The sequence below is a fragment of the Bradyrhizobium xenonodulans genome (assembly GCF_027594865.1).
Lineage (GTDB): Bacteria > Pseudomonadota > Alphaproteobacteria > Rhizobiales > Xanthobacteraceae > Bradyrhizobium > Bradyrhizobium xenonodulans.
The window spans coordinates 5324810-5344608 of the sequence record NZ_CP089391.1 but is presented as its reverse complement, the minus strand read 5'-3'; the positions used below and the strand labels follow the sequence as shown (position 1 = coordinate 5344608).

General features: G+C 65.6%; 18 protein-coding genes and 1 pseudogene. 9 read left to right on the top strand and 10 right to left on the bottom strand.

Features of this window, described 5'->3' with window-relative positions; translation table 11 throughout:
* From I3J27_RS25535 to I3J27_RS25520, 4 genes are all read right to left on the bottom strand, one after another.
* Entirely contained in the window at positions 1-993 is a 993-nt protein-coding gene (locus I3J27_RS25535; protein WP_270161653.1) for a hypothetical protein, read from the bottom strand.
* The gene (locus tag I3J27_RS25530; RefSeq protein WP_270161652.1) at positions 983-1417 is read right to left on the bottom strand and encodes a PqqD family protein; all 435 of its coding nucleotides are present in this window, start codon (positions 1415-1417) and stop codon (positions 983-985) included. Before I3J27_RS25530 ends, I3J27_RS25535 begins: the two co-directional genes overlap by 11 nt.
* Before the next feature lie 92 nt (positions 1418-1509).
* Positions 1510-1755, bottom strand: a complete 246-nt coding sequence (locus I3J27_RS25525; RefSeq protein ID WP_014493934.1) for an Lrp/AsnC ligand binding domain-containing protein — start codon at positions 1753-1755, stop codon at positions 1510-1512.
* A gap of 90 nt (positions 1756-1845) precedes the next feature.
* Positions 1846-3825, bottom strand: a complete 1980-nt coding sequence (locus I3J27_RS25520) for a PAS domain S-box protein (protein WP_270161651.1) — start codon at positions 3823-3825, stop codon at positions 1846-1848.
* Positions 3826-4142: 317 nt separating this feature from the next.
* On the opposite strand from I3J27_RS25520, the gene thiD reads away from it, so the two are divergent.
* From thiD to I3J27_RS25500, 4 genes and pseudogenes are all read left to right on the top strand, one after another.
* Positions 4143-4943: a bifunctional hydroxymethylpyrimidine kinase/phosphomethylpyrimidine kinase gene (thiD, locus tag I3J27_RS25515; RefSeq protein ID WP_270161650.1), complete on the top strand. Its 801-nt coding sequence runs from the start codon at positions 4143-4145 to the stop codon at positions 4941-4943.
* A 467-nt stretch (positions 4944-5410) separates the two neighbouring features.
* Positions 5411-6223 (top strand): UDP-2,3-diacylglucosamine diphosphatase, encoded by an 813-nt coding sequence (locus I3J27_RS25510; RefSeq protein ID WP_270161649.1) that lies wholly within the window; start codon positions 5411-5413, stop codon positions 6221-6223.
* A 13-nt stretch (positions 6224-6236) separates the two neighbouring features.
* A pseudogene (locus I3J27_RS25505) lies at positions 6237-7280 on the top strand (glycosyltransferase family 4 protein).
* Between the two features lie 63 nt (positions 7281-7343).
* Positions 7344-8327 carry a threonine/serine dehydratase family protein gene (locus I3J27_RS25500; protein WP_270161648.1) on the top strand — a complete coding sequence of 328 codons (984 nt, stop codon included), beginning with the start codon at positions 7344-7346 and terminating at the stop codon, positions 8325-8327.
* Positions 8328-8572: 245 nt separating this feature from the next.
* Here I3J27_RS25500 and I3J27_RS25495 read toward each other — a convergent pair whose 3' ends face one another.
* The gene (locus I3J27_RS25495) at positions 8573-10351 is read right to left on the bottom strand and encodes a caspase family protein (protein ID WP_270161647.1); all 1779 of its coding nucleotides are present in this window, start codon (positions 10349-10351) and stop codon (positions 8573-8575) included.
* 213 nt (positions 10352-10564) lie between these two features.
* The gene (locus I3J27_RS25490; protein WP_270161646.1) at positions 10565-10882 is read right to left on the bottom strand and encodes an antibiotic biosynthesis monooxygenase family protein; all 318 of its coding nucleotides are present in this window, start codon (positions 10880-10882) and stop codon (positions 10565-10567) included.
* A 233-nt stretch (positions 10883-11115) separates the two neighbouring features.
* Here I3J27_RS25490 and I3J27_RS25485 point away from each other — a divergent pair, with 233 nt between their 5' ends.
* Positions 11116-11475, top strand: a complete 360-nt coding sequence (locus I3J27_RS25485; protein ID WP_270161645.1) for a hypothetical protein — start codon at positions 11116-11118, stop codon at positions 11473-11475.
* A 19-nt stretch (positions 11476-11494) separates the two neighbouring features.
* Here I3J27_RS25485 and I3J27_RS25480 read toward each other — a convergent pair whose 3' ends face one another.
* Together I3J27_RS25480 and I3J27_RS25475 are read right to left on the bottom strand one after the other, a co-directional pair.
* Complete coding sequence (locus tag I3J27_RS25480) at positions 11495-11848, bottom strand: ADP-ribosylation/crystallin J1 (RefSeq protein ID WP_270172882.1); 354 nt, start codon at positions 11846-11848, stop codon at positions 11495-11497.
* A gap of 399 nt (positions 11849-12247) precedes the next feature.
* On the bottom strand, positions 12248-13636 hold the full coding sequence (locus tag I3J27_RS25475) for a hypothetical protein (protein WP_270161644.1): 1389 nt from the start codon (positions 13634-13636) through the stop codon (positions 12248-12250).
* A gap of 75 nt (positions 13637-13711) precedes the next feature.
* Here I3J27_RS25475 and I3J27_RS25470 point away from each other — a divergent pair, with 75 nt between their 5' ends.
* Positions 13712-14908, top strand: a complete 1197-nt coding sequence (locus I3J27_RS25470) for an MFS transporter (RefSeq protein ID WP_270161643.1) — start codon at positions 13712-13714, stop codon at positions 14906-14908.
* Here the strand turns inward: I3J27_RS25470 and dgcA are convergent.
* Positions 14878-15873 carry an N-acetyl-D-Glu racemase DgcA gene (gene dgcA / locus I3J27_RS25465; RefSeq protein ID WP_270161642.1) on the bottom strand — a complete coding sequence of 332 codons (996 nt, stop codon included), beginning with the start codon at positions 15871-15873 and terminating at the stop codon, positions 14878-14880. The genes I3J27_RS25470 and dgcA overlap by 31 nt on opposite strands.
* A 134-nt stretch (positions 15874-16007) precedes the next feature.
* Here dgcA and I3J27_RS25460 point away from each other — a divergent pair, with 134 nt between their 5' ends.
* Genes I3J27_RS25460 through I3J27_RS25450 form a run of 3 tightly spaced genes read left to right on the top strand, consistent with a single transcriptional unit; the run spans position 16008 to position 18815 of the window.
* Entirely contained in the window at positions 16008-17141 is a 1134-nt protein-coding gene (locus I3J27_RS25460) for an MlaE family ABC transporter permease (protein WP_270161641.1), read from the top strand.
* Position 17142: 1 nt separating this feature from the next.
* Positions 17143-17913 (top strand): ABC transporter ATP-binding protein, encoded by a 771-nt coding sequence (locus I3J27_RS25455; RefSeq protein ID WP_270161640.1) that lies wholly within the window; start codon positions 17143-17145, stop codon positions 17911-17913.
* Positions 17914-17942: 29 nt separating this feature from the next.
* Positions 17943-18815, top strand: coding sequence for an MlaD family protein (locus tag I3J27_RS25450; protein WP_270161639.1), 873 nt, complete (start codon positions 17943-17945; stop codon positions 18813-18815).
* A 409-nt stretch (positions 18816-19224) separates the two neighbouring features.
* On the opposite strand, the gene I3J27_RS25445 is transcribed toward I3J27_RS25450, so the two are convergent.
* Positions 19225-19533, bottom strand: coding sequence for a GIY-YIG nuclease family protein (locus I3J27_RS25445; protein WP_270161638.1), 309 nt, complete (start codon positions 19531-19533; stop codon positions 19225-19227).
* Between the last annotated feature and the right edge of the window lie 266 nt (positions 19534-19799).

Genomic DNA, 19799 nt, shown 5'->3' with positions numbered 1-19799 from the left:
TCAGAGCTGGTCGAGCTGGCGGGCGAAGGCGGCGGGAATTTCCATCGGCGTCGTCCCGGTGTCGGCGAAGAACACTGGCGCCAGCCCCGCGATCTTCGCGACCTTGTCGGCGATCTCGTTCGGCCATCCCGGCAGCTCATACGCCGTCGTCGGCAGCAGCGCGCGAAATGCATCCGACGGCCGCGCCGGCATGAACTCAGGCGTCGCAGCGCCGCGCCGGCGGGGAATGAAGGTCGCGCGCAGCCTGCCGCCGCCGATGCGGTCGCCGAGTCCGGCGAGACTCAGCTCGTGACGCGGCTCGCCGTTGAAATCGGAGACCGGCGTGGTTTCACCGATGAAATTCTGAAACGTCTCGACCAGGGCAGGGCGCAGCCGCGCCGAGCAGAACAGCGGCTCGATCCGGCCGGTCTCGCTGTTGACGGCAACGAAATCGTCGCCGGCATAAAGCCAGCCGGCTTTGGCGCAGGCCAGCGCCGCCGTGGTCTTGCCGCTGTGGCCTTCGCCGGCGAGCAGCGTGAAACCTGCGTCGTGTCCCACCGCCGCGCCATGGACCGCGCACCATGGCGTATCGTGCATCATGGCATGGATCAGCGAGATCGCCGGACGGCTGCGGACCCAGGGCGGCGCCTCGCCCTTCGGCAGCCAGGCGATGCCGCGCTTTGCCGTGAGGTCGATCGCAAACAGCACGGGAATGATTGCGGGCTGCCACACCGAATAGATGCCGTCCTCGATCAGCAGGCGCGGGCGCTCGGCCGCCTCCGGCACCAGCGCGGAGAGATCGAGGTCGGCTGCGGTGATGAAGCGGAGGTCGAGATCGAAATTGCCGAGCGTGCCTGGGATGCAGGCGGGTAGGAATGTGCCGGCCAATTCCTCCGAGGCAAATCCGAGATGCAAGGAGAACGGGCCGCAGCGAGCGTGCGCCTCGACCGGCTGCGACATTGTCTTGGCGAAGACCGCCGCGATCTCCTGCCGGATGAGGCCGCTAGCTTTCATGAGGCTCGCGCAGCGGCCAGCCTTCCTCGCCGGCATCGTGCACGGGATCCATCAAGAGCAGCTCCCGCAGATTGTCGAAGCGCTGGAATTCCGGGGCGGCGAATGCGCCCGACAGCACCGGCGCCCAGGTCTCGTTGGAGATCTCGACGCGCGCGTCAGTGGCGCCTTCGGCGATGAGGCCTTCCGCGAGCATGCTGTCGACGAAGGCCTGCACCTGTTGTGTGACGGACGGCACATCGCCGCCGGTCGCGGCGGCGAAAGCGCTGGCGATCTCCTCAACCGTTCGGTTGGCCTTCAGGCCGAGCCAGACCTGCGCGGCGCTGCCGTCGAGGTTGTAATAGACGCCATTCTGATAGTTGGCGAGCACCACTTCACTATCAAATTGCTGGCTGATCAGCAGCGGCACCGTGGTAGTGAGAGCCATGACTTGCTCGGTACTCAGTTCAATTCCAACGGCCGGACGCTAGCACAGGCTTCCGGCTGCGCAACCACGGACCTTGCGTCAATTCCGGGCAGTCAGCTCGCGCCGAACGCCTTGAAGGTGATGATGGTGAGGGTGTCCTGGATGCCGGGCAGCACCTGCACCTTCTCGTTGATGAAGTGGCCGATGTCGGTGTCCTTGTCGACGTAGAACTTCACCAGCAAATCGTAGTGGCCGGCCGTTGAGTAGATCTCGGAGGCGATCTCGGCTTCGGCAAGCGCATTGGCGACCGTATAGGACTGGCCGAGCTTGCATTTGATCTGGACGAAAAAGGGAACCATTGCAGTCACTCCGAAGGCATAGCTGGCGGCTAATAGGCCAAAACCGGCCGGATTTAGCAAGCGAACTTGCCGGCCGCCAGATGCCGGCGCTCAGGAGGTCACAGTCGCGGCGGCAAATGCGTCCCTGAGCCGCTGTGCGAGCTCGATCTTGCGATAGGGCTTGGTCAGGACGACCGCCAGCGCGTGCGTACGGCCCTGCTCGACCAGCGTCTCCAGCGCGTAGCCGGAGGTGAACAGGACCGGCAGGCCGGGACGAATCCGCCGGGCCTGATCGGCGAGCTCCCAGCCGCTCATGCCGCCCGGCATGACGATGTCGGTGAACAGCATGTCGATACCGGGGTCGATGCGCAGCCGCTCCAAGGCCTCCTTGCCGTTGACGGCGGCGACCACGCGATAGCCGAGCGCTTCCACCCTGAGGATGACCGAGGAGCGGACGAACGGATCGTCTTCCGCGATCAGGATGGTCTCGTGACCGCGCGGCGCGTCGTCCTCGCTCTCCAGCAGATCGCCTGAGGATTGTCCGCCACCGGCGCGCGGCAGGTAGAGCCGGACCGTCGTCCCCAGGCCCTCTTCGCTATAGATCGAGACATGGCCGTCGGATTGTTTGGCGAAGCCGTAGACCATGCTGAGCCCAAGGCCCGAGCCCTTGCCGACTTCCTTGGTGGTGAAGAACGGCTCGAAGGCGCGCTCGATGACCTCTCGCGTCATGCCTTCGCCGTCATCGGTGACGGAGATCAGGGCGTAACTGCCGGACACGACTTCGGGATGCAGGGTGCGATAGTCCTCGTCGATCGCCGCCAGCTCCGTCCTCAGCGTCAGATGCCCGCCTGACGGCATGGCGTCCTGCGCGTTCAGTGCGAGGTTCAGCACGGCGGATTCGAGCTGGGCGCGGTCGGCAAACGCACGTACCGTGCCCGGGCCGAACGCCGTCTTGATCTCGATGTTCTCGCGCAAGGTGCGCTTGAGTAGCTTGGACATGGATTGGAGCAGCTCGCGGCAGTCGATCGTCTGCGGCTGGAGCAACTGACGGCGGCTGAACGCGAGCAACTGCTGCGTCAGCTCCGCGCCGCGTTCGCCGGACTGGCAAATGTCGTCGGCAAACTGCCGCAAATCGGGCCGGCTCTTGAGCTGCTCGCTCAAATGCTCGGCGTTGCCGATGATGACGGTCAGCAGATTGTTGAAGTCATGGGCAATGCCGCCGGAGAGCTGGCCGACCGTCTCCATTTTCTGCGCTTGCTGGAGCTGCTGCTCGGTCAGCTTTCGCGCGGTCAAGTCGTGAACGATACCGACGTAGATCAGCTCGCCGTCCTGCCACGCCTGGCCCACCGACAGATCCATCGGAAAGCGCGATCCGTCCTTGCGCAGGCCGACGGCTTCGCCGGTCGCCAGACGCTGCGCGCGACTGGTGGATGGAGGATTCTCCTCGTCGGACATCAGCATGGCGATGTCGAGATTCATGACCTCATCGGCGCGATAGCCGAACAACCGTTCGCAGGCGGGATTGAACAGGAGAATGCGCGCCTGCGCGTCGAACAGGATGACACCGTCGACCGCGGTGTCGACGACGGCGGTGAGGCGCGTCATGCTCTCGCGCAACGCGCGCTGGGCGTCTCCGACCTGCCGGAGCAGCTGCTTGGCATCCCGGCTCTTGGTCTCCTCCTCTTCGAGCGCGGCCTGGACCTGCCGGAGCTCGAACGGAGAGGGGATCGCGAGGATCTTGGGCAGCAGGGGCCAGAGCGCACCGGCCGTGAACACCGATGCAATGGCCGTCGCCGCCTTGACCATGCCCTCGATGCCGTAGATCGGAACCCAGAGCGTGTAGATAGACAGCACATGCGTCAGGCCGCAGGCCATGATGAAGATCGCGAAGGCCCAATAGACCCAGCCGAACTTGAGATCGCGCCGCTTGGTGACGAGGATCGCAAGGGCAAACGGGATCGAGAAATACGCAGCCGCGATAAGGGCGTCCGAGACGACATGGAGCCAGATCAGCTCGGGTTCCCACAGCAGGCAGATGCCGTGCGGCGAGAACATCGACGAATCCAGGAGACGTTCGAAATAGGCCCACATGATTCCATCCCGGGAGAATTGCAGCCTGGGCAGCCCGCAACATGGTGTTGCCGAACGGTTCCAGCGCCAACGACTCACGCATCGGCGAAGCACGCCAAGGCGCGAGACTATATCAAGGGTACTGTCGGGTTGATTTGGCAAGCCCGCACGATTGCCGGGCGCCGATGTTGCGTTGCGCGCGGATCGCGGCCAGGCAGATCTGCCGGATGTGGTGCGTCGCGAATCAAGGGCACCATGGCCCGGTGCGCTTGCTGGCGTTGCACGGTCGCGCTAGGAGAGGCCATGGCGGTGTTCCTCTCGAGCAAATGTATCCGGCGATGACGACCCCGGTCGCACTCACCATCGCCGGCTCCGATTCCAGCGGCGGCGCCGGCATCCAGGCCGACCTCAAGACCTTTGCGGCGCTCGGCGTCTATGGCGCCTCCGCCATCACCGCACTGACGGCGCAGAACACGCGCGGCGTCACCGGCATTCACGCGGTGCCCGCCGAATTCGTCACCGCGCAGATCGACGCCGTGTTCTCCGATCTCGGGGTCGGCGCGGTGAAGATCGGCATGGTGGCCCAAGTCGCCAGCATCGATGCGATCGCGGCCGCGCTGTCGCGCTGGAAGCCGGGCCACGTGGTGCTCGATCCCGTGATGGTGGCGACATCGGGCGATCGCCTGCTGGCATCCGAAGCCGTCGACGCCCTGCGCACCAGGCTGATACCGCTGGCCTCGGTGATCACGCCGAACCTGCCGGAGGCTGCGGCACTGCTCGGCGAGCCCGTCGCGGCAAGCGCGGCCGCCATCGAAGGCCAGGGACGCCGTCTGCTCGCGCTCGGCTGCGGTGCGGTCCTGATCAAGGGCGGGCACGGCAAGGGCACCGAGAGTACCGACTATCTCGTCGATGCCGCAAACACCATCGCGCTGGCGGCGCCGCGCGTCGCGACCCAAAACACCCATGGCACCGGATGCTCGCTGTCCTCGGCGGTCGCAGCGGGGCTGGCCAAAGGCGAGGATCTCGAGCAGGCCGTGCGCAGCGCCAAGGCCTGGATCAGCGCCGCAATCGCGGCCGCCGACCGATTCAGTGTCGGTCACGGCCACGGGCCGATCCATCATTTCCACAAATTTTACTGACTGGGGCCGCGAGCCTCCGGTCTGACCCTCCCCCAGGGTCCCTCCAGGGCAGGGCACCGCATATGGCATTTGGCACGATCACAGCGCGCGCCTCGTCCTTCGAGACGACCGCTTCGCGGTCTCCTCAGGATGAGGCTAAGCGGCATCGGCGCCTGTCGAAACCATGGCCGCTCGCTCGGTCCTCATCCTGAGGGCCCGCCAACGGCGGGCGTCTCGAAGGATGGCCACAGGGGACTCGCTCCCATATGCGGTGCCCTGCCCTGGAGGGGAGGGTAAGGGGGCATCTGGCCACGGTCATTGCAGGTCCGGGGTCTTGCGGGGCCCCGCTGCGGCGCCGTGTCGCCTGATTGTCGCATGCGACTGATATTCGCGGGGAGGGCGAGGCAAGGCGTGATTCGTATCTGAGGGTGCCTCAAAGGTTCAATCTGTCATCCCCCTGTCACGGGACATTTGTTACAGGCTGGCGCATGGGAAGTTACGATGTGAGTGACGAGAGCCCGGAGCGGCGCTTTCGCACGTTGTTCATCTCCGACGTTCATCTCGGAGCCCGCGGTTCTCAAGCCGATCTTCTGCTCGATTTCCTCCGCTACCACGATGCCGACACGATCTATCTCGTCGGTGACATCGTCGATGGCTGGGCGCTGAAATCGAGCTGGCACTGGCCGCAATCGCATAATGATTTGGTCCAGAAACTTTTGCGCAAGGCGCGCAAAGGCGCCAAGATCATCTACATCCCCGGCAATCACGACGAGTTCCTGCGCAACTATTACGGCACGCATTTCGGCGGCATCGACGTGGTCGAGAACACCGTCCACACCGGCGTGGACGGCAAGCGTTATCTCGTCATCCACGGCGACATCTTCGACCTCGTGGTGCAGAACGCGCGCTGGCTCGCCCATCTCGGCGACAAGGCCTACGATTTCGCGATCCAGATGAATCGCTTCGTCAATTTCTTCCGGCGCATGTTCAAGGTGCCCTATTGGTCGCTGTCGCAATGGGCCAAGCAGAAGGTCAAGAACGCCGTCAACTATATCGGCGCGTTCGAGCAGGCGCTCGCCGCGGAGGCGCGGCGTCACGACGCCGACGGCGTGATCTGCGGCCATATCCACTATGCCGTCATTCGCGACGAGGGCGGTATCCGCTACATGAATTGCGGCGATTGGGTCGAGAGCTGCACGGCGCTGGTCGAGCACGACGACGGCCATTTCGAGATCATCACCTGGGCGGACCACGCGCAGAAGCCGGCGCAGGTCCCGCAGGTTGCAGCCAGAGCTGCATAACAAGGTCCGCTTGATGCGCATCCTGGTCGCGACGGACGCCTGGCACCCGCAAGTCAACGGTGTGGTTCGGACGTTGACCAAGCTCGCCGACGCCGCCAACGGGCTTGGGGTCGAGTTCACGTTCCTGACGCCGCAATCGTTCCGCACCTTCGCGATGCCGAGCTATCGCGACGTGCGGCTCGCCATGCCGCGGCCCGCGCGCATCGCGAAACTGATCGCGGAGGCGCGCCCCGACAGCATCCATATTGCGACGGAGGGGCCGATCGGCCTGATGGTCCGCCGCTACTGCCGCCAGCGCAGGCTGCCGTTCACGACCAGCTTCCACACCCGCTTTCCCGAATATGTCCGCGCCCGCGTGCCGGTGCCGGGCTCGCTGATCTGGCGGGCGCTGCGTCGTTTCCACAGCGCCAGCAGCGCCGTGATGGCGGCGACGCCGGCGCTGGCCCGCGAGCTGACCGAGCGCGGCTTCGACAATGTCGTGCTGTGGCCGCGCGGCGTCGATACCCAGCTGTTCCACCCCCGCGCCATCGATCTCTGCCTGCCGGGGCCGGTGTTTCTGTCGGTCGGCCGCGTCGCGGTGGAGAAGAATCTCGAGGCGTTCCTCGATCTCGACCTGCCCGGCACCAAGGTCGTCGTCGGCGACGGCCCGGCGCGGGCCGCGCTGGAAGAGGCCTATCCCGATGCGATCTTCCTCGGCGAGAAGCAGGGCGAGGCGCTGGCGGAGATCTATGCGGCCGCTGACGTCTTCGTGTTTCCGAGCAAGACCGACACGTTCGGCCTGGTCCTGTTAGAGGCGCTCGCAAGCGGCCTGCCGGTGGCCGCGTTCCCGGTGAAGGGCCCCCGCGACGTGATCGGCAACGCGCCGGTCGGCGCGCTCGACCACGATCTGCGCAGTGCCTGCTTCGCCGCGCTCGATATCTCCCGCCAGGACTGCGTCGAGTTCGCCGCCAACTACACCTGGTAAGCCTCGGCGAGGGCCTTTGTCGCCAGCATTGAGGCGGTCGGCGCGGTGCTGCCGGGCCGGAACGGCGCGGAACAGCCGCGCTTCGTCGCCTGAAGGGCTAAAATCCTCGCGCGGAGGTGTCTTGCCCGCGGCTCAATGGCCGCGATAAGGTCTGACATGACCGAACAGCTCCTCCCGATCGGCCCCGCCGACATCGATGCCGCAGCGCGCGTGATCGCGCCCTACGCCATTCGCACCCCGCTGTTGTCCTTTCCCGTGCTCAACGAGCGCGTCGGTGCCAAAGTGTTCCTGAAGCCGGAGATGCTCCAGCGCACCGGCTCGTTCAAGTTCCGCGGCGCCTTCAACAAGGTGTTCTCGATCCCGCAGGACAAGCGCGCCGGCGGCGTGGTCGCATTCTCTTCCGGCAACCACGCCCAGGGCGTGGCGGCGGCGGCCAAGATCCTGGACATGCAGGCGACCATCGTGATGCCCGCGGATGCGCCGCTGTCCAAGCGCGAGCGCACCAAATCCTACGGCGCCGAGGTCGTGCTGTACGACCGCGATCGCGACGACCGCGAGGCGATCTCGCGCGGCATCGCCGAGAAGCGCGGTGCGACGCTGGTCAGGCCCTATGACGATCCCTTCGTGATCGCAGGGCAGGGCACCGCCGGCCGCGAAATCGCGGAGGACATGGCGAGCCTCGGCCTCGCCCCCGACATCGTGGTGGCGCCGGCCTCCGGCGGCGGCCTGATCGCGGGCGTCGCGACCGCCGTGAAGGCGCGCTATCCGCTCGCCGAGATCGTGGTGGCCGAGCCCGAAGCGTTCGATGATCACGGCATTTCGCTGACCGCGGGCCATCGCGAGCCGCATCCGCCCGCGGGCCGCACCATCTGCGACGCGCTGATGGCCCTGATCCCAGGCGAGATGACCTTTGCGATTAACAGCAAGCTGCTCGCGCGCGGCGTGACGGCGTCGGACAAGGAAGTCGGCGCCGCCGTTGCCTTTGCCTATCGCGAGCTGAAGCTCGTGGTCGAGCCGGGCGGCGCGGTGGGCCTTGCCGCGCTGCTGGCGGGACGTCTCGATGTCACCGGCAAGAACGTCGTCATCGTGCTGTCCGGCGGCAATGTCGATGCGGATTTGTTTGCCGAGCTGGTGGCCTGATTTTCTGATCTTATGACCTGAAGAAAGGGGCAGAGCGTTACCGCTCTGCCCCTTTTGCGTGTTGTCTATCTTGGGGATCGAACTACCGGCTTGCTCGGTGCGACCTTTCCCGCTTGCGGGAGAGGTCGGCACGCAGTGCCGGGTGAGGGTTTTCTCCTCTTGGGGATTGTCCCATTGTGGAAGCAACCCTCTCCCCAACCCTCCCCCGCAAGCGGGGGAGGGAGCGCACCTTCTTCTTGCCGCGATCAGTGCATGAAGCCGCGGTGATTGTTGCCGCCGCCATTGCCCTGGCTCTGGTTCATCGATTGGCGGAAGTTGTTGTTGCTGTTGACCATGCGGTTCGGCACCGCGTTCAACTGCGGACGATTGTTCTGGACCTGCACCTTGTTCACCGGGTTGTTGTTGACGTTCACACCGTTGTTGATGCGGATCGGATGGTTCTGCGTCTGAACGACCGGCTTGGCGTCGATAGTCGAGCCACCCTTGCCGACATTCACCGGCATGCTCACGATCTTGCCCGGCTTGCCGTTGGCGTTGCCGCCATTCTGGGTGTTATTGGTCGCAGGCAGCGTCACGATCTTGCCGCTGCCGCCATTGGTGTTGGTCGTGTTGGTCGGCGCGGGCAGGGTGACGATCTTGCCCGGGGTCTGCGACGGCGTGCCGTTCGGCTGGTTGTTGCCTGCGGGCAGGTTGGCGATCTGGCCGCCATTGCCGAGCTTGCCGATACCGTTGTTTTCGCCCGGCTTCTGCACGATCGGCAGGTTGCCGTTCATCTGGCCACCACCATGACCCGGCTGCAGCGGCATGTATTTGGGCTGGCCGAGATTGCCGATCTTGAACGTCGGGTTGATGTTCTGCGGGGCCAGGAACTTGGTCGCCTGCATCAGGGGAATCTGCTTCGGCTGCGCCTGGAGCTTCAGCGCCATTTGCGCATAGGGGCTGGTGCCGTAGCTGTCGTAGAAGCTCTTGTAGCCGAGCGGCGAGTTCGCGAGCACCGCCTTGTGCCAGGCCTGCGTGAGCAGCAAGTTGTTGAGCAGCCAGCGGACGTGGTCGCACAGCGGGTCGTGCGGGTACATCTGGATGAACTCCTGATAGTACTCCGGCCGGCCCTCGGACACGACATAATCATAGGCCTGGCGGGTCGAGCGGCTCGGCAGGTTGGAAGCCATCTGCACCACCGGTGTGTTCACCGGCGCGCGGCTCGCGGCAACAGCGGTGTCGCCGAAGAAGGTGAAGTCGGACGTGAGCGACGAGCTCTCCCACGGGATCTGCGCGCCGCTGGTGGTCTGGTTGACTTCGAGGCGCACGCGCTTGAACAGCTGCTCGATCGGCAAGTTGGGCTCGCGCGCGACGTTCAGGAAGGCTTGCGTATAGGGGCTGTGGCCGTTGGTGCCGTCCTGCGCTTCCGCGCCCGGCGCGGTCGAATAGCCGACGATGGAGCCGTTCGGCGCATCGACGATGGCGAGGCCGCGGCCGGCGTCGTTGACCTCAGGGAACGGGTTGTTGCGGCAGGCATCGAGGATGACGATGCGCATGCGGCTCGGGATCGTCTCCAGCGTCGACATCACGTCGACCAGGCGCACCGAGTTGTTGACCAGCTCGGTCGGGCTCGACACCTTGGCGTCGACGGGAACGAGGTAGTTCTCGCCGGCGAGCTGCACGCCGTGACCGGCGTAATACACCATTGCCACCGTGTTCGGTCCGCGCGAAGCGACCTTGGCGGAAAAGTCCTGCACCACGCGCAGCATGTCGTTCTGGGTCAGGTCGGTCGCGGCGACCACTTCGAAGCCGGCCGAGTTCAGGAACTGCGCCATCGATTGCGCGTCATCGTCGGGGTTCGCAAGTTGCGGCGCGTTCCGGTAGTTCGCATTGCCGATCACCAGCGCCACCCGCTGCTCCGGGCCTTGCAACGCGGTGGGGGCCGGCTGGACCGGGGCAACTTGCGCGGAAACGGGCCCGCAGGCGAAGCCGAACAGGCTTCCCACGAGGCTGGCCGTCATCAGGAAAGGCTTTAGGCGGAACATGGCGTGCTCCTCTGGCACTGATCTCGATGCGAGATTGGTTGCGAGGAAGCTTGGCTGCGTTCGAGCCTTTGGTCCGTGATCGCGATCACCATGGGTGGCTGCGTGATCTAAATCACGCTCGGAACCTGCCATGGTGTGCGATCGATAGGGAGGATAGTCCGTCACATGCCCCGGAAAGCTCGCGCGCCCGGAGAATGGGGACGCGGAACGGCGTCAGGCGTGCTCGAACGGGCCGACCTCGCGGATCACCTTGCAGATCTGCAAGAAGCCGCTGGCGTAGAACTCGGCGTGTCCCCGCTTCATCGTCTCGATATGATCGGGATGGGTGCGCCAGGCTTCGAGCGCGTCCTCCGACGCAAAACGGAAGACGGTGAGCTCCTCGCCGTCCTCGGCCTTGAACGACTTGACGGACAGAAAGCCGGGCAGGCGGCTGACGATCTCGTACATGCGCCCGCCCAGCCGGTCGTGTTCTTCGAGGGAGACGCCGTCGCGCAGCTTCAAATCGCCAATGACAATCACTTCGTCGATCATGCGTCCTCGCCTTGTTTGATAGAATCCTGTCGCTCGATTGCTTGTTCGGTTTGGTGGAGGGTTTTGTTACATCGCGGCAGGAAAGTTTCTTGATGCAACGGGCTGTTTCGATCGGTTTCGGTGGCTCGCCGTGGAAACGCTGATCGCGCGATGCCGGTCGGATTCCCCGCTGCGAGGAACTCTGCACCCGAATTTGAATGGTCATCGCGCCACCGGCTGTCTATGGTCGGCGCATGTCGCGAGTCCTGTGTCTAGCCGTCGCTATCATCCTGTCGCTGCTGCCCGCCACCGCGCCGGCGGAGTCCATCAAGAAACGGCCGGCGCCCGCCTGGCGTGGCTACGGCTTCCTGCCGGGCTATCGCCAGCCGCTGAGCAACAGCATTCCGCTCTACAAGCAGAAGGATGCGATGCGTCGCATGTCGCGCGCCGACCGGCGCCACTGGTACATCGACCCCGTTCCCCAGTATTACCGCTGGGACGGCGAGTGGCACTATTTCGGCCGCCCAGGCTTTGGCGGCGGCCGCTACAATGGCGGCAGCTTCGGGCCGTGCTGGACGCGCACGCCGATCGGCCCGGTCTGGAATTGCGGGTGATCGAGCGAGCGCGTGGCAGTCAGGGGAAGCTGCTGATAACCTCGATCTGGCCGACGATCGCGGCATTGAAGTCATCAAGGTCTTCGGCCGGAATCCAGTACTCCAGATGCGCGCGGCCGCCGGCCTCCTGCACGTCGTACTTCGCGATGAACTCGCGCTTGACCTCAAAGCGCGTGACGAAGCCCGCGCCGTTTGCCGGGACATTCCAGTCCCGCGCGATCTTGATGGCATAGTCTTCGGTCAGCACCGGATAGAAGATCGGCTGGTCCGGCAGGCGCGGCGGGAACGCACGCATATCGGCTTGCCGGATCAGCTCCAGCTCTTTCGGACCGACGGGGCGCCAGAGGGTGAGGGTGTTTCCGGTGGGGGACATGATTTTGACGATGGGCTCCCGGGGCCCCTTACTTACACTGACAAGGTCCTCAGCTCCATCACCGTCACCCTGAAGGCGCTCGCCTCTTCGGCGAGCCTCGAAGGGCGACGGCCCGGCTGCATCGGGGCCGTTCATCCTTCGAGGCTCCTCATGGGACGCGCTGCGTCCCATGAGGAGCGCCTCAGGATGACGGAGCTGATGGCATCGCAATGACGGCGCGGCGAGAGTGGACACCGCATCTTACTTGCGTGCCCCGGACGCAGCGCAGCGTCTCTTTGACGGTGCGGCGCTGCCGAGCCGGGGCCCATATTGCTGAGGAGGCTGTGGCTCCTGGATCCCGGATCTGCGCCTCGCTTGTCCGGGACACGAGAGCGAAGGGTGTGGAGGACCTGCGCCCGCTTACGAGAAGAACGCGATCTTCTCGGCTTGGGTCATGCGGCGGATCGGAGCCATCGGATCGTTCGCGGCCGCGCGGGGTTTTTGCAAAATGCCGCTGGCGAGGATGGTGGCGCCGAGCGAGGGCTCGGGCGAGAAGGTGGGCGAGGGCATCGGCAGCGTCGTGGCCGGGCTCGCGCCGTAGGCTGCCGTGGCGGCGATGGCCGGGGCCGGTTGCTCCATCACTTCGGCGGCGGCTTCTGCGATGGCGTCGGTGAGGCGCGCGAGCGAGTCCATCGCGATCGGCGCATCTTCGGCGGGCTCGTGCGTGACCGCGGTGGCGGCCGGCTCGGCTGCAACCGGCTCCGGGATCTCGGCGGCAATCGGGGCTGCGACTTCCGCGGCGATCGGTTCCGGCGTTGCCGCTTCCATTTCGGCCGGCGCGACGATCTCGTCGAACTCCGGATCGGGCGCAGCCATCTCCATCGCGATGGCTTCGAGGATGGCTTCGTCCTCGGCGTCCGCGGCGGCATCGAGCGAGAATTCGTCGGTCACCTCCGCCAAGGCGGCGGACTCCGCGACCGGCTCAAAAGCGACCTCTTCAAGCGCGGCAGATTCGAGCGGAGTGTTGCTTTCCGCAGCAACCACGGGCTCGACGGCGGCGTCCATGGCCTGCTCGGCGATCGCGAACGCTTCAGTGGTGCTTGCGGCTTCGACAGCGGCTTCGGGCTCGCCAGCCTCGGCGACGTCCTGTGGCGTCTCCGTAAAAGCCACGGGTGTTTCGCTAACCATCGCCGCAGGCGAAACCTCGGCGGCGGGCGGCGCTGCTTCCTGCACCGGCGCGGGACGGGCCTCCGCTTGCGGCGCTGTGTCGCCGTCGCCATCAAGCTGCTCGACCCGATCCCTGAGCAGATCGAATGCGGCCTTGAGCTCGACGCGGGGGTCGATGGTCGACATCTGGCCACACGCGGCCTCGATCGAGGCGAGCTGCGAATCAATGAGGTCGCAGATTCGCCCGTCGGCGCCGATCTCGCGCCAGCGCCAGGAGATCTCCTTGATGATGCGCACGCCGCGCGGGATCGGCGCGAGGCTGGCCTCGATCGCCGCGGGATCGAACGCTGCGATCGCGATCGTCTCGGCTTCGCGGATGGCGCGGCGGATCTCGACCAGGGCCTCGGGCAGTCGGTCCTCGACGACCGGTTGTCGCTGTGCTGCAAGGGTTTCTTCGATTTTCGCGACCGCATCGAGCACCATGCGGGTATCCGCATTGCGGTTGCGCTTGGCATATTCGCCGAGGAACCAGCGGCCGCGCGCGGTCTCCATGAAGGCTTCGCGGATCGCGTCGTAATCCTGCTCGTTCGGCTCAGCCGCGCGGGCAGACATGGGCGAGAGGGCGAATGCTTCGTTGGCCATGACAATCTCGTCGCGCAAATCAGTACGCGTTACTGTAACGATCACCACGATATCGACCGAATCGCAATTGGTTTGATGGCAGGCGAATCACAAATCCCCACGCAAGCCGCCGTGAAGCGGCGATTCGCCGTGAGCCTCGCCCTGTTCTACTCGGCGATCTTCGCGGTCGCGGGCACGCATCTGCCGTTCTTTCCGGTCTGGCTGAAGGCGATCGGCATCGATGCGGCCTGGATCGGCCTCATCAACGCGCTGCCGGCGATCACGCGCTTCACCACGCTGCCGCAGATCACGGCCTTTGCCGAAAAGCGACACGCCATTCGCGCTGCCATGATGGTGCTGGTGCTGGCGACGGCGATCGGCTTTGCGGCGGTCGGCCTGCAGCAGCAGCCGCTGGCGCTGTTCCTGATCTATGCGCTGACCTGCATGATGTGGACGCCGACGACCCCGCTGACCGATGCCTATGCGCTGCGCGGCGTCGCGCGCTACGGGCTCGACTACGGCCCCTTGCGGCTGTGGGGCTCGGCGGCCTTCGCCGCCGGCTCGCTCGCCTGCGGCTTGCTGGTCGATCACATCGCGGCGCGCGATCTGATCTGGATCATCGTCGCGTGGGCCGTCGTTGCGGTCGCGGCCAGCCTGCTGCTCCAGCCGCTCGACGATGTCAGGCGAAAGGCGATTGATACGCATGCCGGCAAGGCCTTGCTGCGCGATGGCGGCTTCTGGGCCGTGATCGCCTCGGCCGCGCTGATCCAGGGCAGCCACGTCGCCTACTACACGTTCTCGGCGATCAACTGGCAGCTCCACGGGATCAGTGGGCTGACGATCGCGGGGCTGTGGACGCTGGGTGTGATTGCCGAGATCGTCGTGTTCGCGCTCTCTCCGCGCTTCTCGCTGCAGCCGTCCACGATGATCGCGATTGGTGGGGTGAGCGCCGTGGTGCGCTGGATCGTCACCGCCAACGAGCCGCCGCTCGCGCTGCTCGCGGTCGTGCAGCTCGGTCACGGCCTCACCTTCGGCATGACCATCGTCGGCACCATGAATCTCCTGGTGCAGCGCGTGCCGCCGCATCAACTCGCGCGCGGGCAGGGCTATTATGCCGCCTGCAACGGGCTGCTGGGCGCGACGACCTCGATCGCGTCAGGCGCGATCTATGCCCGCATCGGCGACAGCCTGTATTACGTCATGGCCGTGATGGCCGCAGTCGGCGCGCTCGTGATCTGGTCGGCGCGGCACCGGCTGATCGCTCAGCCCCAGAGCGACGAAGCGGGCGGGTAGACCAGGCTGTCGTCGTAACGCAGGCCGTGATCGCGGTCGCGCGCCAGCAGCAGCGGGCCGTCGAGATCGACGAAGCGCGCCTGCGGCGTCACCAGCATCGCGGGCGCCATCGACAGCGAGGTCGCGACCATGCAGCCGATCATGATCTCGAAGCCGAGCGCCTGCGCTGCATCGGCCATCGCAAGCGCCTCGGTGAGGCCGCCGGTCTTGTCGAGCTTGATGTTGACGGCATCGTAGCGTGCGCGGAGCGGCGCCAGCGAATTGCGGTCGTGCACGCTCTCGTCGGCACAGACCACGAGCGGCCGCTTGATCCGCGCCAGCGCGTCGTCCTTGCCCGCCGGCAGCGGCTGCTCCACCAGGGTGACGCCGACGGCGTCGCAGGCGGCGAGATTCTGCTCCAGATTGGCCTCGGTCCAGGCCTCGTTGGCATCGACGATCAATTCGGATTCCGGCGCGGCCTTGCGCACCGCGGCGATGCGATCCGGATCGCCGTCGCCGCCGAGCTTGATCTTGAGCAGGGGGCGGTGCGCGGCCTTGGCGGTCGCCGCGGCCATGGCCTCGGGGCTACCTAACGAAATCGTGTAGGCCGTGGTGCGCTCGCCGGGCACCGGGCGGTCCAGCAGGCTCCAGGCGCGCAGGCCGGCCGCCTTGGCCTCGAGGTCGATCAGGGCGCAATCCAGGGCGTTGCGGGCCGCGCCCGGCGGCATGGCGGCTTGCAGGGCCTCCCGCGAGAGGCCGCCCGCCACGGCTTGCTGCATGGCCTGGATGGCGGCCAGGGTCGCCTCGGGCGTCTCGCCATAGCGGGGGTAGGGCACGCATTCGCCGCGGCCGGTCAGGCCGTCGCGGCTGACCTCGGCCACGACCGTCACGGCCTCGGTCTTGGCGCCCCGGCTGATGGTAAAACTGCCGGCGATGGGAAAGCGCTCGATTCGGGCCGCCAGGGAGACAAGTTTCGTGGAAGTCATTTTGAACTCTGGCGAAATCTGAACCTGCTAGTTACCTCTAGCAACTAACATTAACCAGTTGGGGATACCTTCTCTGGGTAAGGGCGTGTGCGCAACCATCTGATTTTCTCCGCCCCGGCACGGGAGCGGACATCTTGAACGGCGATCCTAAGCTGGAGCGGATTGCCAAGGGCAACGCGCTGGCACTCTGCGCCACCGGAACCTGGACCGCGAGCTTCGCGCCGGTGCTGGAGCGGATGGTGGCTGACGCCGAGAAGCTCGCCGGTGGCTCGCAAAGCATCTTCATCGACGTCTCCGAGGTCGCCAAGCTCGACACTTTCGGTGCCTGGCTGATCGAGCGGCTGCGCCGCAGCCTGACGCAGGGGGCGGTCGAGGCGCAGATTGCGGGGCTGTCCGCCAATTATTCCAGCCTCGTCGACGAGGTGCGGCGGGTCAGGGCGACCCCCGTGGTCGACGGCGGCACGATCACGATCACCGGCATGCTGGAGCAGATCGGCCGCACCGTCGCCGGGATCGCCGGCACGGTGGCGGGCCTCGTCGACATGCTCGGTGCGGTGCTTGCAGCAGGCTTTCGCGTTCTGATCCACCCGCGCTCGCTCCGCCTGACCTCGACCGTGCACCACATGGAGCAGGTGTGCTGGCGCGCGGTGCCGATCATCGTGCTGATCACGTTCCTGATCGGCTGCATCATCGCCCAGCAGGGCATCTTCCATTTCCGCAGGTTCGGCGCCGACATCTTCGTCGTCGACATGCTCGGCGTCCTGGTGCTGCGCGAGATCGGCGTCCTCCTGGTCGCGATCATGGTCGCGGGCCGGTCGGGCAGCGCCTACACCGCCGAGCTCGGCTCGATGAAGATGCGCGAGGAAATCGACGCGCTCCGCACCATGGGTTTCGATCCGATCGAGGTGCTGGTGCTGCCGCGCATGCTGGCGCTGGTGCTGGCACTGCCGATCCTGGCTTTCCTCGGCGCCATGGCCGCGCTCTATGGCGGCGGCCTCGTCGCCTGGCTCTATGGCGGCGTCGAGCCCGAAGCCTTCCTGTTGCGCCTGCGCGACGCCATCTCGATCGACCATTTCATCGTCGGCATCGTCAAGGCCCCGGTGATGGCCGCGGTGATCGGCATCGTCGCCTGCGTCGAGGGGCTCGCCGTGCAGGGCAGCGCGGAATCGCTGGGCCAGCACACCACGGCATCCGTGGTAAAGGGCATCTTCTTCGTCATCGTCATGGACGGCGTGTTCGCCATCTTCTTCGCCTCGATCGGGATGTGAGATGGCTGGCGAGATTCAAAATCCGATCATCCGCGTCCGCGACATCACGGTGCAGTTCGGCACAACGCGTGTGCTCGACGGCCTCGACCTCGACGTCAAGCGCGGCGAGATTTTGGGATTTGTCGGCCCGTCGGGTGCGGGCAAGTCCGTATTGACGCGCACCATCATCGGACTCGTGCCGAAGGTCGCAGGCTCCATCGAGGTGTTCGGCGTCGACCTGGATTCCTCCAGCACATCGCAGCGCCGCAATGTCGAGCGCCGCTGGGGCGTGCTGTTTCAGCAGGGCGCGCTGTTCTCCTCGCTGACCGTGCGGCAGAACATCCAGTTTCCGATGCGCGAATATCTGCGGGTCTCGCAGCGGCTGATGGACGAGATCACCATGGCCAAGCTGACGATGGTCGGCCTCAAGCCGGAGGTTGCGGATCGCTTCCCGTCCGAACTGTCGGGGGGCATGATCAAGCGCGTGGCGCTGGCGCGCGCGCTGTCGCTCGATCCCGACCTGGTATTCCTTGACGAGCCGACCTCCGGCCTCGATCCGATCGGCGCCGGCGATTTCGACGAGCTGGTCCGGACGCTTCAGCGCACTTTGGGGCTGACCGTTTTCATGGTAACCCACGATCTCGACAGCCTTTACACAGCATGTGACCGCATCGCCGTTTTAGGGAACGGTAAGATCATTGCGGCAGGGTCGATCGCCGACATGCAGGCCTCGCAGCATCCGTGGCTGAGGCAGTATTTCCATGGCAAGCGCGCCCGCGCGGTCATGGGTTGAGCAGCTGGGCTGGGGTGCCGGAGTAATCGATGGAAACGCGGGCGAATTACGTGCTGATCGGATCGTTCACGCTGGCGGTGATCGCCGCTGCGATCGGCTTCGTGCTGTGGTTTCAGTCGCTGCACACCACCAAGCAGCGCAGTCCCCTGCGCGTCGTGTTCGAGGGCCCCGCGGCAGGCCTGCGCAATGGCGGCAGCGTCAATTTCAACGGTATCCGGGTGGGCGAGGTGGTCTCGGTGAAGCTCGACAACCCGCGGCGGGTTGTCGCACTCGCCATGATCGAGAACAACGCCCCGATCCGCAAGGACACCCTGGTCGGCCTCGAATTCCAGGGCCTCACCGGCGTTGCCGCGATCTCGCTCAAGGGTGGCGACGAGGCCGCGGCTGCGCCGCCGCTCGACCAGGACGGCATCCCGACGCTGACGGCCGATCCGAACAAGCTCCAGGACGTCACCGAGGCGATCCGCGGCACGCTCCAGAACATCAACAAGATCGTCGCCGACAATCAGGAATCGGTGAAGAACTCGCTGAAGAATCTCGAGACCTTCACCAACTCGCTCGCCCGCAATTCCGAGAAGATCGACGGCGTGATAGCCAAGGTCGACGGCGTGATGCTCAAGGCCGACAGCCTCATGCTCGGCCTCAACACGCTCGCCGGCGGCAAGGACGGCGGCGAGCTGTTCCAGGCGGTGAAGTCGATCCGCGAGCTCGCCGACGATTTCGACAAGCGCTCCGGCGCGCTGATGTCCGACGGCCGCCGCACGCTCGGCGACATCAGCCGCGCCGTGAACAATTTCGACCGCAACCCGACCCGCGTGCTGTTCGGCGCCAGCAACAGCGCCCCGGCAGCCGCTCCGCCGGCCGAGCCGCCGAAGCCCGCGGCGAGTGAGCGCAGGCGGTAGTAAGCGGCCGAAACTACGGACCTCTCCTCATCGTTGCTGTTGGTCCCGTCATCCTGAGGTGCGAGTGGCGCGATGCGCGCAGCATCGCGCCGGGAGCCTCGAAGGATAGACGGCCGAGATGCAGCCGGGCCGTCGCCCTTCGAGGCTCGCCGAAGAGGCGAGCACCTCAGGGTGACGGGGATAAATTCGGACGAGGTTTCTTTCCACCATCATCATTGCGAGCTTGGCGAAGCAATCCAGACTGTCTCTGAGGGGCCGTCTGGTTTGCTTCGTCGCAAGCGCTCCTCGCATTAACGGTTGATCCGTCGATTTCGCTACTGCTCCCGTCATCCTGAGGTGCGCGGCCGGCGATGCGCAGCAGCGCGGGCCAAGCCTCGAAGGACGTACGGCCCGTCTGCCGCCGCGGAGCCTATGTTACGGACTTCGTCGCTCCAGCGCGCCGTCGCGCAAGCTGGCTTACCGCTTTCCAATCCGAACGGATAAGCGCCTCTTTCTTGGCGCGGCTCCAGCCTTTGAGCTGTCGCTCGGCAGCAATCCCATCGGTGATCCGATCGAAATATTCGGACCACACGAGCACGACCGGCCGTCGCGAGTACGTATATCCCGGATGAGCCCCGGCGTTGTGCTCGTCGACACGTTTCGACGTGTCCTCACCGGTGGCGCTCCCGATGTAGAAGGAGCCGTCCGCGCATCTCAGCATGTAAATATAGATGCCCACACAAATTATCCTCAGAGGCTCGCCGTGCGATGCCGCGCACCGCATGGCTCGTACCTCAGGATGATGCCGGCTTTTGCAGTGTCAATGTCAATTTTGCAACTAAAGGTCGTTCAAATTTTCTTTTGATTCCGACGCGAGGCTCGCTCTTACTCCGTCATCCTGAGAGCCTCGAAGGATGGCGGCCGAGATGCAGCCGGGCTGTCGCCCTTCGAGGCCTCCGCTTCGCTCCGGCGCCTCAGGGTGACGGGATGGATGGGTCTGCGCAC

Bases quoted from the DNA above. Each gene is read 5' to 3' on its own strand.
- I3J27_RS25510 (WP_270161649.1), top strand. From the start codon at position 5,411: ATGGGAAGTTACGATGTGAGTGACGAGAGCCCGGAGCGGCGCTTTCGC.
- thiD (WP_270161650.1), top strand. From the start codon at position 4,143: ATGACGACCCCGGTCGCACTCACCATCGCCGGCTCCGATTCCAGCGGC.
- I3J27_RS25480 (WP_270172882.1), bottom strand. From the start codon at position 11,848: ATGTCCCCCACCGGAAACACCCTCACCCTCTGGCGCCCCGTCGGTCCG.
- I3J27_RS25520 (WP_270161651.1), bottom strand. From the start codon at position 3,825: ATGTGGGCCTATTTCGAACGTCTCCTGGATTCGTCGATGTTCTCGCCG.
- I3J27_RS25530 (WP_270161652.1), bottom strand. From the start codon at position 1,417: ATGGCTCTCACTACCACGGTGCCGCTGCTGATCAGCCAGCAATTTGAT.
- I3J27_RS25475 (WP_270161644.1), bottom strand. From the start codon at position 13,636: ATGGCCAACGAAGCATTCGCCCTCTCGCCCATGTCTGCCCGCGCGGCT.
- I3J27_RS25470 (WP_270161643.1), top strand. From the start codon at position 13,712: ATGGCAGGCGAATCACAAATCCCCACGCAAGCCGCCGTGAAGCGGCGA.
- I3J27_RS25535 (WP_270161653.1), bottom strand. From the start codon at position 993: ATGAAAGCTAGCGGCCTCATCCGGCAGGAGATCGCGGCGGTCTTCGCC.
- I3J27_RS25450 (WP_270161639.1), top strand. From the start codon at position 17,943: ATGGAAACGCGGGCGAATTACGTGCTGATCGGATCGTTCACGCTGGCG.
- I3J27_RS25525 (WP_014493934.1), bottom strand. From the start codon at position 1,755: ATGGTTCCCTTTTTCGTCCAGATCAAATGCAAGCTCGGCCAGTCCTAT.
- I3J27_RS25485 (WP_270161645.1), top strand. From the start codon at position 11,116: ATGTCGCGAGTCCTGTGTCTAGCCGTCGCTATCATCCTGTCGCTGCTG.
- I3J27_RS25490 (WP_270161646.1), bottom strand. From the start codon at position 10,882: ATGATCGACGAAGTGATTGTCATTGGCGATTTGAAGCTGCGCGACGGC.
- dgcA (WP_270161642.1), bottom strand. From the start codon at position 15,873: ATGACTTCCACGAAACTTGTCTCCCTGGCGGCCCGAATCGAGCGCTTT.
- I3J27_RS25455 (WP_270161640.1), top strand. From the start codon at position 17,143: ATGGCTGGCGAGATTCAAAATCCGATCATCCGCGTCCGCGACATCACG.
- I3J27_RS25495 (WP_270161647.1), bottom strand. From the start codon at position 10,351: ATGTTCCGCCTAAAGCCTTTCCTGATGACGGCCAGCCTCGTGGGAAGC.
- I3J27_RS25500 (WP_270161648.1), top strand. From the start codon at position 7,344: ATGACCGAACAGCTCCTCCCGATCGGCCCCGCCGACATCGATGCCGCA.